Here is a 10667-nt window from a genome sequence, read left to right as displayed (position 1 = left end):
AAACCTGACTCAATTACTGGAAGTGACCTCCCAAAATTTACTCAACCGGAGCCCCTTTTTTAAAAAAGCCTCACACAAACATACTCAAGTAGCCAGAACTCCGGCCCGAAATTTACTCAACTACTTGATTAGAAGGTTCAGTTGAGTAAGATCATGAGCAGTATTTCCGTTACTTGAGTAAGATCATGAGCGCCCGCCCTCGCGCCTGCAAACGCAAAAAAGGAAGCGAATCACGAAGATTCGCTTCCTTCAAAACAAAATTACTCATATTCCGCTAGATACCGGCTGCCGTCGATGCCGCAGCGGCCGTGATTCTTGACCTTGTACAAGTTGTGGTCGGCCAGGTGGATCATGCCTTCCAGCTCATCCTTAGTCAAAGCCTTGCCGTAGCAGTAGCCAACCGAAATGTTGATGGTCAGGTTGATATCCAAAATCTCCATCTTCTCCAAAGCCTGCCGCAGCTGCCAGTCCTTAGCCTTGATGTCCTCGATCTTGCTAAAGTCCCCAATCACCAGGAACTCGTCGCCCCCGTAGCGATAGCAGTTGCCGATGCCGTAGATCTTAAGCAGGTTCTGGCCGATTTTTTTCAAAATCTCATCACCGTAGCGGTGGCCGAAGGTGTCATTGTACTCTTTGAAAAAGTCGATGTCCATCATCAAGACAAACAGTGGCCGCCCGGTCAGGTAGGCAAAGTTGTGGCTCAGGCTGTGCCGGTTTTGCAGCTTGGTCAAGGCATCTTGCGAGGCCTCGTTCTCCAGCTGGGCCAAGCGCTGACTATTTTTAGTCATATCGATAAAAAGTCCCATCAAACCAGCGATCTTGCCGTCTTGGTAAACTGGCGCCTTGAAGGTCAGGATGTCGCGCACCTTGCCCCGGGCTAGGGTCTTGCCGCGTTCCCGCACCGACACGCCCTCATCCAGGACCTGCTGCTCGCTGCTGCGGAAATGCTCCGGCTTGATGTTAAAACCGAGCTCTTCATCGGTGCGGCCGACCAGATCCAGGAGCGACACGCCATAGTAGTCCAAAAATTGCTGGTTGGCTCCTAAGAAGCGCCAGTTCTGGTCCTTCCAAAAGAGACCAATCTTGATATTGTGGGTCAGGGTCTGCCAGAGACTCTCCGGCGCCAGCTCCTCCTGGTCCTTTTTGGCAAAAGTAAGCAGGCGACTTGGCTGCCCGCTGATCGTAGACAAAAAGGCCTGGCAGCGGTCGCTCTTGGCTACCAGTTGCATAACCATCCGGTAGCGGAAGCTTTGGTCAACAATCGTGTACGATGCCGTGTCGCCAGTATCTGTGCAGCTTGCGATCGTATCCCAGAAGCGGAGAGCGTTATTGCACTTTCGCCCATTGAGTAGGGCCAGGTGGTCGGTCAAGTTGCCGTTCAGTTTAGTCAGCCACTTTTGCCCGGCACCGTTCATGTAGCCCAATTTAACGTGCCCGTCTTCCACCAAGTAGACCATGACCGGTACTGGGGTCATCCGGCCGGTTTTTTCCTGGTCAAAAAAGTGGGCGTTTGGGTCCAGCACATTGATCAGGTTGAGCTCCCGGTAAAAGTCTTGGTCCGCCAGTCTTTGCGGCGGGAAGCCCTGCTGAGATAGATCGTGGATGGAACTGGCAAAAGGCAGGGGCTTAGCCAGGTAGTTGCCCTGCATCATGATGCCACCGATCGACCGAATGAAGTCAACCTGGTCTTGGCTCTCGATATTTTTAAAAAGTGGCCGGACGCCCAGGTGCTTGCAAGCTGTGACGATCGAGGCCAAGAGCGTGGTGGACTTGGGATCGTGGACGTCAAAAGTCGTCATGTCAAACTTGAGGAAGTCAAAAGTAAACTGGATCAAGGCATCGGTGATTGGGTAAGAGCTGCTGGCCAGGTCAAAGGCGTATTTGAAGCCGTCTTTGCGTAAGGACAAAAGCTGCTCTTGCACCAAATCTGGGTCGGCGTTGTTGGGAATGGCCAGGTCAAAGTAGAAGAACTGGCGCGGCAGCTGGTATTCTTGCAGGATCTTTTTCACCTGGTTAAAAAAGGTCTTGTTCTCCAGGTCCGTGATGGTCAAATTGAAGACCATCGGCAGGGTCTGCAGCTGCTGACGGTAGCGCTTGTGCCAAATCTTGCAGCTTTCCTTGATGATGTAACTGTCCAGGTAATCGGTCAGGTGGTTTTCCTCTAAAACTGGCAAAAAGTCCTTGGGGTAGAGGGTGCCGTAAACCGGATCGTTCCAGCGGGACAAGAGCTCAAAGGCTGCGGTATTGTTGCTCATCAGGTTGATGATCGGCTGCACGGTGACCGTGATCCAGCCTTTTTCAAGGGCCTCCATGAAATGGCCAAGGACATAGTCGCGCCGGCTGACTTGTTCTTGCAGGCGCGAGCTATAGTAGTGTAGCGGCTTGGCAGCTGGGTTGTAGATCAAAGCCACCCGGGCCTTGTCGAGAGCCGTGATCGGCAGCTCGGCCTGGCTAGTGACGTAGATCCCGCAACGAATGGAAGTGATTTGGTCGGCGGCAGTCTTTTTGACCGAATCAGCCAGCCGTTTGAGGTGACTGCTTAAGTGGTGGTTGGCGGTTAAAATGATAAACTGGTCCTGGAAGTAGCGGGCGATCAGGGCATGCGGAAAAAGGCTTCGCATGCTTTGCGCCAGCTGCTGGAGGAGCTGGTCGCCTTGTTCGTAGCCAAATTTTTCATTATATGCTCGCATATGGTTGACGTCGACCAGGACGAAGGCGGCTGACTTGTTTTTAGCCAGGAGCTTTTTTAAAAAAGTTGCCCCATAAGCTTCAAAGTACCCAATCTGCTTGAGTCCGGTCAGCTTGTCAACCTGGTCAGTTTTTTGCTTAACATAAGGACTAATCTGGTCAGCCAGCTTCTGCCCATTGGTGGTGATGTCGAAGTAGTGGACGATAAAAAGTTTGACGCCGTTATCTATTTGCGTTTTACAATAGGCTAGGAGCTGGTGGTAGTGACCCTCAATCGATAGGCGGTAGGTCAAACGGTGGGCCTTCTTCTGGTCAACCTGCCAGATAAAATTGCGCAGGCGGCTCCGGTCTTCTGGGTGAACCCGGCTGAGGTTATGTTGGTCAAGGTAGGCCATCATGGACGCCCTGCCGGATTTAACCATGTTGCAGTAGCCTTCCGATAAGAGCAGCACCTGGTATTGGCTGTCTACCAACTGGTAGATCATAATTGGGAAGGGCGATTTTTCATAAAAATTTTTTGTTTGCTGATCGAACTGGTACAGGGATGCAGCCATAAAAATGTCCTTTCATCTGTAAGCGTAATTATAGTTTAATTATAATACAAATTCCGAACAATTTCAGGCCCAAAAGAAAAGAGACAGCAATTTCTTGCTGTCTCTTTTTGATATTTTCTATAGCATTAATGCACTAATATTCTTTGTGTATATTGCACTTTTTATTCTAGGTGTTTTTACTTACTGCTTTCTTCCTTATGTATTACTTAGCTTCAGTATCTTCGCTGATCTTTAAAGCCCCGTCAACCATTTCCGCCTTCAGGTGCTTGACATCCAAGTGGTCCAGGTAGTAGTCCGTTACCTTGTCGCGGATTTCTTGTTCGATCACTCTTCTGAGTGGCCGAGCCCCCATGGCTTCATCGTAGCCTTGTTCAATCAAGTAGTCCTTAGCTTCTTCGCTGACCGTCAAAGTCAAGCCCTTCTTAGCCAAGGTCTTGTTGACATCGTCCAGCATCAAGTTGACGATGTCCTTCAAGTCCTTCTTGGTCAAGTGGCTGAATTCAATGACCGCGTTGAACCGGTTCAAGAATTCTGGTCTGAAGTAAGGAGCAAGACGGTCCATCAAGCTTTCATCCTTCTTAGCTTCGCCCATCAGCTTTTCATTGCCAAAGCCGGCGTTAGACGTAGCAATAATGATGGTGTTCTTGAAGTTGACCGTGTTGCCTTGGCCATCGGTCAAGCGGCCATCGTCCAAGACTTGCAAGAGTAAGGTAATGACTTGTGGGTCAGCCTTTTCGATTTCGTCCAGCAAGATGATGGAGTAAGGGTTCCGGCGAACCTTTTCCGTCAAGGTGTTGGAGTTGTCATCGTAGCCAACGTAGCCGGCACTAGTCCCGATTAACTTGGAAACGGCGGTCCGGTCAGCGTATTCAGACATGTCTAAGCGGATGATGGCATCCTTAGAGCCAAACATGTCCAGAGCCAGCTGCTTAGCCAGTTCCGTCTTACCAACCCCGGTTGGACCAACGAAGAGGAAGGAGCCAATTGGCCGGTTGCCTTCGTCAAAGCCGGCACGGTTTCTGCGGATGGCCTTGGCTACAGCTTCAACAGCCTCATCTTGGCCAATGACCTTGCCCTTGAGGCGGCCAGCCAAGCCCTTCAAGCGTTCGATGTCGCTAGCGCCCATCTTGGAAACTGGGATGCCGGTCAAGCGCTCAACGGCAGCGGCCACGTCAGCTGGCGTAGCAACGGTCTTGCGCTCGTTATGGCCAGCGTCCAGCTGCTTTTGCAGCTTTTCAGCTTCGACCTTGTGCTTTAAGGCATCTTCGTAGTTTTCTTTTTCAGCAGCCTTTTCTTGTGCCTTCTTTTCTTCCTTGATCTTCTTTTCCAAAGTCTTGGCATCCGTTACTGGGTGCTGAGCAGCCAGGTGGGCAGCAGTCATGTCCAAAAGGTCAATGGCCTTGTCTGGCAAGGCTCTTTGCGGAATGTACTGAACGGAGTAGTCAACCGCAGCCTTCAAGACATCATCTGGCAATTCCACATTGTGGTGCTTTTCATACAAGGAGCGAATGCCTTGCAAGATCTTGAAGGTATCTTCTGGACTTGGCGCGTTAACCGTAACTTCGTTGAAGCGGCGGGCCAAGGCGGCATCCTTCATGATGGTGTTGTGGTATTCATCTTGGGTGGTGGCACCGATCACGGTGATTTCGCCGCGAGACAGGGCAGGCTTTAAGATGTCGCTCATACCCTTAGAGCCGCTGCCATCGCCCATGCCGCCGGCACCTAAGATTTGGTGAATTTCGTCAAAGAAGAGAATGATGTTGCCCTTAGCCTTAACTTCGTTGACCAGGTCTTGAATGTTTTGTTCAAAAGAGCCCCGGTACTGGGTCCCGGCTTCCAGGCTGGAAATATCAATGGAGATGATTTCCTTGTTCTTGATTGCTTCTGGCACGTCGCCGTGAACAATGGCTTGAGCCAAGCCTTCAACAACTGCTGTCTTACCAACCCCGGCGTCCCCAACTAAAACTGGGTTGTTCTTGGTCCGGCGAGAAAGGATTTCAGCCGTTTCTTGAATTTCCTTGTTGCGGCCAATAACTGGGTCAAGCTTGCCTTGACGGGCTTCTTCAGTTAAGTTGCGGCCCAATTTTTCCAAAATGCCGTTAGCCTTTTGCCCCTTAGCAGGAGCAGCTGCCTTTTGTCCAGGGAGCTGGCCAGTCTTTTGGTATTCTGCAAATTCTTCTGGGGTGACCTGGCGGCCGTTGATCAAGTAGCGGCGGTTTTCAGAGTTAAAGCCACCCATGCCATTCATTAATTGTCTAAACAAATCGTCCATATCGTTAAATTCATCGTAAGCCATCTTTTGTACCTCTTTCTAGGTTTAATGATCGCGAGATAGGTTATTTAAAGCGAGATAAAAAGCCCTATGCATTGAAACAATACAAGAGGACTTTTCTCAGCGGTTAACTAACCTTCCTTATTATTTGTCATCATTGTCATCGCTGAGATAGGAATTCTCAAGTTCCCGCAAGACTTCCCACATGGCCTTGTGCTGAGCCCGGGCGAGAGCGTCTAGGTCGCGCAAGTTCATGGAAGTCGCATTGGATTGATGCTTGTTAAATGACTTGTGAAGGGTAGTGTAGCCGTATCCTGAATCTTTCGCTACGCGGTAGATGGTCAGGTGATGGTTATCGAGATACCGAATGATATCGATCTTCATCGTTCTCACTTCCCTACATCAATTATTATACCACATTTGTGGTATACCACAAGTGTGAAATGATATTTTTTGAAAAAATTTGGTGGGGGATACTTCTTAAAAAGTAAACTCAAACGACAGAAATGCCTAATAAAAAGCCCTAGCTTGACTTAAGAATCAAGCTGGGGCTTTTTTATATCTGTTATTTAGCAACTACAGTAGCAGCAACTCTTTCTTCATGCCGCTTCAAGATCAGGTCCACTAAGGCGTGGGCAACGTTGTCATTTTTCAGCATTGGACCATGGGACCAAGAACCGATGAAGTTCTTGTAGCGAACGCCGTCTTCTTTTTCCTCATGGTTGTTGCCGTAGCCTTCAACCACCTTGGCAAAAGGCTCCAGCATGTCGCGGTCATCCAGGAAGGTTTGACCAGAATGGTTTTCAAAGCCAATGGTTGGACCCCATTCGGTTTCGTACTTGGTGTCGCCAATCATCCGCTTTTCGGGGTCAAATTCCGTGTGGAGGGGCAAGATGCCTAGGCCCTTGATCTTGGTGCCAGAGATGGTGTTGTAGTAAGTACCCATCAGTTCATAGCCGCCGCAGATGGCCAGCATAGGGTTGCCGGCTTGAATGTAGTCGTTCAGGGTGTCCTTGTAGCGCTGCAGGTCTTTAGCAACGATGCTTTGCTCGTAGTCTTGACCGCCGCCGAAAAAGACAAAGTCGTAGTCGCTAGCATTAAAGTTGCTGCCGAGGGAGATGTTGTCAACGCTGGTTTGGTAGCCCTTTTTGGCTAGCCAGTAGCGCAGGATCTTGACGTCGCCTGAGTCACCATAGGTGTTCATCAGGTCTTCGTACAGGTAAGCAATTCGAATCGTGTTATCAGCCATAATTTCGTCCTTTGTAAATCTGTTTAGAATAAGTATAAACCAAAAAGGCGAAAAATAGTAATTTGAGGGGTGAGGGGATAATTGAAAAAATGCCCTGGCTTTTGCTAGGGCATTTTACGTTTGACTTGTTTTTTCCTTTAGCATAGACTTAAAGAGGATAAAGTTAGTAAGCGTTTACGAAAATCTGAGTTTATAAAGGAAAAAGACAATGACAGACCAAATCGACAAGTACATCATGGCCATTGACGAAGGGACAACTTCAACCCGGGCCATTATTTTTGACAAAAAGGGCCAGCAAGTGGCCAGCGTTGCACGGGAATTTACCCAATATTTCCCTAATCCCGGCTGGGTGGAGCATGATGCCGAAGAAATCTGGCATGCCGTCCAGATTACGGCCTCCACGGCCTTGATCAATGCGGGCTTGCGGCCAGACCAGATTGCCGGCGTCGGCATCACCAACCAAAGAGAAACGACCGTGATTTGGGACAAGCAGACGGGGCGGCCGATTTACCACGCCATTGTCTGGCAGTCTCGGCAAAGCACGGCCTTAGCAGAAAAGCTGAAAGCAGAGTACGGGCAGCTGATCCAGGACAAGACTGGGCTGATCGTGGACCCTTACTTTTCTGCGACCAAGATTCGCTGGATTTTGGACCATGTGGCAGGCGCCCAAGAGCGGGCGGAAAAAGGCGAGCTGCTTTTTGGCACCATCGACAGCTGGCTGGTCTGGAAACTGACCCGGGGTCAGATCCACGTGACCGACTACACCAACGCCAGCCGGACCATGCTGTTTAACATCCATGACTTGACCTGGGATGCGGAAATCCTCGATTTGCTAAAAATCCCGCGCAGCCTTTTACCAGAAGTCAAATCCAATTCTGAAGTCTACGGGGAAACCGACCCCTACCAGTTCTTTGGCGGCAAGGTGCCAATTTCTGGCATGGCTGGGGACCAGCAAGCGGCCTTGTTTGGCCAGCTGGCCCTGAAGCCCGGCATGGTCAAAAATACCTACGGGACAGGCTCCTTCATCGTCATGAATACGGGGGACAAGGCGGTCAAGTCGGAAAACAACCTGCTGACCACCATCGGCTACGCTATTAATGGTAAAGTGACCTATGCCTTGGAAGGATCGGTCTTTGTGGCGGGCTCGGCCATCCAGTGGCTGCGGGATTCAGTCAAGCTGCTTTCGTCAGCACCTGAATCTGAAAAAGCGGCGCTAGAGTCAACAAACGACAACGAAGTCTACGTGGTGCCGGCCTTTACCGGTTTGGGGGCGCCCTACTGGGATGCGGAAGCCCGGGGGGCCATTTTTGGCCTGACGCGGGGGACCAGCGACAAGGACTTGATCAAGGCCACCTTGCAGTCGCTGGCCTACCAGACCCGGGACGTGGTCGCCACCATGGAAAAAGATTCCGGAATTGCTATCCCGGTTTTGCGGGTTGACGGGGGCGCGTCCAACAACAACTACCTCCTCCAGTTCCAGGCCGACATCCTGGGCAAGACCATCGAAAGAGCTGCGGACTTAGAAACGACGGGACTTGGCGCTGCTTTTTTGGCCGGGCTGGCCGTGGGCTACTGGGACAATCTTGATGACCTCCAAGCAATTGCCAAAACTGGTACCCGTTTTGAGGGTAAAATGGAGGAAGAAGAAAAAGAGCGCCTTTACGCCGGCTGGCAGCGGGCCGTGGCCGCAACGCGCTTTTTTGCCCATGGAAAAGAGATGAGATAGATGGAACACAAGCGAATCGTGCCGCTAGATGGCGGCTATAACTGCCGGGACCTGGGCGGCTACCAGGCTAGCGATGGCCGCCGCATCAAGTGGGGCCGGCTCTACCGGTCGGGGTCGCTCAGCTATTTGTCAGCCAAGGACCAGGCCGAATTTGTTAGGCGGCGGGTGACGGTGGACTGCGACTTGCGCTCGCGCAATGAGCAGCACAATTACCCAGACAAGCTCTGGCCTGGCGCCAGGCAGATTGATGCCCATTTTTACAGTGAGGCGGGCCAAGAGGAGGCCGAAGCTGAGGAAGCTTGGCGGAAGGGGCGGAAAAAGCTGCCGCACCTGCCGTCTTACCTCGGCGTGATCTACCAGCAAAACATGCTGGCGCCTAGAACCCATGAAGTGATGCGGCTGATTTTTGCCGAAATGCTGGACCTGCCAGAAGGCGAGGCCTTGCTCTACCACTGCTCCATGGGCAAGGACCGGACTGGCATGGTCAGCGTGATGGTCTTGATGGCGCTAGGTCTAGACGACCGGGAGATCATGCGGGACTACCTGCTCAGCCGGGAGAATCCGCGCACGATCAACGAAGCTGACATCGATGACCAGCTGGGCCGGCAGATCGCCAAGATGAACGCCACCCAGGTTAGCCAGACGGCTTTTTACGGGATTACCGAAACCATCCGGCAGATGTGGGGCGGCTTTGCCGGCTACTTTGAAAGTCTGGGCTTTGAGCCTGGCGATTTGGACCGGCTGCGGGACAAGTTTTTGGAATAAAAATTGACTGTCTTTTAGGTGAAGGGAGGCTTTTTAACATGGGAGAAAGACAAAGAGTGATTGAGCTAGACCAGGCGGTCAACTTCCGCGACCTCGGCGGCTACCGGGGCCTCGGCGGCCGGCAGGTCAAGTGGGGCAAGATCTACCGGTCGGCGGCTTTAAACGAATTGACGCTTAAGGACCAGATTATTCTGCGCAACTTGCGGATTACGGTCGACTGCGACCTCCGGACCCGGCACGAGCAGACCGCTTACCCGGACATGCTTTGGCCGGGCGCCCGCTTGGTCGACATCGGCCTTTACGCAGAAGGTGACCGCTTCAACCAGAGCCATCCTTTTTTGCGCCTCTTTCACCACTTGCCGGACTTTGAGGACAACTACTTGGCCAAGATCTACCAGCAGGTGCTCTTGAACGATCATTCAGAAGAAGGGATCCGGCAGATTTTTAACGAATTGCTTAGGCTGCCGGCGGACCAGGCCCTGGTCTACCATTGCGCGGCTGGCAAGGACCGGACCGGCATCATCAGCATCTTGATCTTGCTGGCCTTGGGCGTTGACGACAAGACGATCACGCAGGACTACCTGTTGACCGATGACCTGTATGATTTTTCTTATAAAAAGCAGCACCCGACTAATGAGGCCTTGTCGCAATTGATCGCGCAAATGAACGTGACCAAGGGCGAGGGCCCGGCGGTGCTGGGCGTAACGGAGACCATTCGGCAGGGCTGGGGGTCTTTTGACAAATTTTTCACCAGTAAATTAGGCTTTAGCAAGCAGGACTTGGAAAAGTTCCGCGCGATGTATTTGGAAGGATAGGGTTTGATGAAGTTAGAAATCTGGCAAGGTGATATTACCAAGTTAAAGGTGGATGCGATCGTGAACGCGGCTAATAAGTCGCTCCTAGGCGGCGCCGGCGTGGATGGAGCGATCCACCGGGCAGCTGGGCCGGAACTTTTGGCGGAATGCCGGGGCCTGGGTGGCTGCGAAACCGGCGAGGCCAAGATTACCAAGGGCTACCGCCTGCCGGCTAAGTACGTGATCCACACGGTGGGGCCGATTTATACGGGCTCGCACAGTGACCCACTGCTGCTGGGGACGTGCTACCGGAACAGCCTACGGGTGGCGGCGGAGCACGGCCTTCACTCGGTGGCCTTCCCGGCGATTTCGACCGGTGCTTACGGCTATCCCTTTGAGGACGCCAGCAAAGTGGCCTTCACCGAGGTGCGCAAGTGGCTGCGCGAGCACGCGGATTACGACATGCGGGTGATCATGGTGGCTTATAGCGATAGCAACTACGCTTTTTATCAGAAGCTGCTAGGGTAACTTTTGGGGATGCGGGTTTGTGGCGCGACGCCCCCAAAGTATGTCAACCGGTGTGGATTTTGGCGGATTTTGCCCCCGAAGTATGTCAACC

8 protein-coding genes are annotated in these 10667 nt (G+C 52.0%); 4 read left to right on the top strand and 4 right to left on the bottom strand.

All coding sequences use genetic code 11. The features are described 5' to 3' along the window. Positions 1-260 precede the first annotated feature (260 nt). From ACI4WN_RS08565 to ACI4WN_RS08550, 4 genes are all read right to left on the bottom strand, one after another. The gene (locus ACI4WN_RS08565) at positions 261-3242 is read right to left on the bottom strand and encodes a diguanylate cyclase domain-containing protein (protein ID WP_439777820.1); all 2982 of its coding nucleotides are present in this window, start codon (positions 3240-3242) and stop codon (positions 261-263) included. Between the two features lie 202 nt (positions 3243-3444). Further along, entirely contained in the window at positions 3445-5538 is a 2094-nt protein-coding gene (locus ACI4WN_RS08560; RefSeq protein ID WP_439777819.1) for an AAA family ATPase, read from the bottom strand. Positions 5539-5658: 120 nt separating this feature from the next. Then, on the bottom strand, positions 5659-5898 hold the full coding sequence (locus ACI4WN_RS08555; protein ID WP_009557489.1) for a hypothetical protein: 240 nt from the start codon (positions 5896-5898) through the stop codon (positions 5659-5661). Between the two features lie 181 nt (positions 5899-6079). Then, positions 6080-6763 carry a type 1 glutamine amidotransferase gene (locus ACI4WN_RS08550; RefSeq protein WP_439777818.1) on the bottom strand — a complete coding sequence of 228 codons (684 nt, stop codon included), beginning with the start codon at positions 6761-6763 and terminating at the stop codon, positions 6080-6082. A 208-nt stretch (positions 6764-6971) separates the two neighbouring features. On the opposite strand from ACI4WN_RS08550, the gene glpK reads away from it, so the two are divergent. Genes glpK through ACI4WN_RS08530 form a run of 4 tightly spaced genes read left to right on the top strand, consistent with a single transcriptional unit; the run spans position 6972 to position 10576 of the window. After that, positions 6972-8489, top strand: coding sequence for a glycerol kinase GlpK (glpK, locus tag ACI4WN_RS08545; RefSeq protein WP_439777817.1), 1518 nt, complete (start codon positions 6972-6974; stop codon positions 8487-8489). Then, positions 8490-9254, top strand: coding sequence for a tyrosine-protein phosphatase (locus tag ACI4WN_RS08540; RefSeq protein WP_439777816.1), 765 nt, complete (start codon positions 8490-8492; stop codon positions 9252-9254). Between the two features lie 38 nt (positions 9255-9292). Next, complete coding sequence (locus ACI4WN_RS08535) at positions 9293-10069, top strand: tyrosine-protein phosphatase (protein WP_439777815.1); 777 nt, start codon at positions 9293-9295, stop codon at positions 10067-10069. Positions 10070-10075: 6 nt separating this feature from the next. Beyond that, the gene (locus tag ACI4WN_RS08530; RefSeq protein WP_439777814.1) at positions 10076-10576 is read left to right on the top strand and encodes an O-acetyl-ADP-ribose deacetylase; all 501 of its coding nucleotides are present in this window, start codon (positions 10076-10078) and stop codon (positions 10574-10576) included. Positions 10577-10667 lie beyond the last annotated feature (91 nt).

Source organism: Lactobacillus sp. (genome assembly GCF_051893255.1).
GTDB lineage: Bacteria > Bacillota > Bacilli > Lactobacillales > Lactobacillaceae > Lactobacillus.
This window is presented reverse-complemented; position numbering and strand designations above follow the sequence as displayed.

Excerpts from the sequence above, each read along its gene's own strand:
- ACI4WN_RS08530 (WP_439777814.1), top strand. The coding sequence starts at position 10,076 with ATGAAGTTAGAAATCTGGCAAGGTGATATTACCAAGTTAAAGGTGGAT.
- ACI4WN_RS08535 (WP_439777815.1), top strand. The coding sequence starts at position 9,293 with ATGGGAGAAAGACAAAGAGTGATTGAGCTAGACCAGGCGGTCAACTTC.
- ACI4WN_RS08560 (WP_439777819.1), bottom strand. The coding sequence starts at position 5,538 with ATGGCTTACGATGAATTTAACGATATGGACGATTTGTTTAGACAATTA.
- ACI4WN_RS08550 (WP_439777818.1), bottom strand. The coding sequence starts at position 6,763 with ATGGCTGATAACACGATTCGAATTGCTTACCTGTACGAAGACCTGATG.
- ACI4WN_RS08555 (WP_009557489.1), bottom strand. The coding sequence starts at position 5,898 with ATGAAGATCGATATCATTCGGTATCTCGATAACCATCACCTGACCATC.
- ACI4WN_RS08565 (WP_439777820.1), bottom strand. The coding sequence starts at position 3,242 with ATGGCTGCATCCCTGTACCAGTTCGATCAGCAAACAAAAAATTTTTAT.
- ACI4WN_RS08540 (WP_439777816.1), top strand. The coding sequence starts at position 8,490 with ATGGAACACAAGCGAATCGTGCCGCTAGATGGCGGCTATAACTGCCGG.
- glpK (WP_439777817.1), top strand. The coding sequence starts at position 6,972 with ATGACAGACCAAATCGACAAGTACATCATGGCCATTGACGAAGGGACA.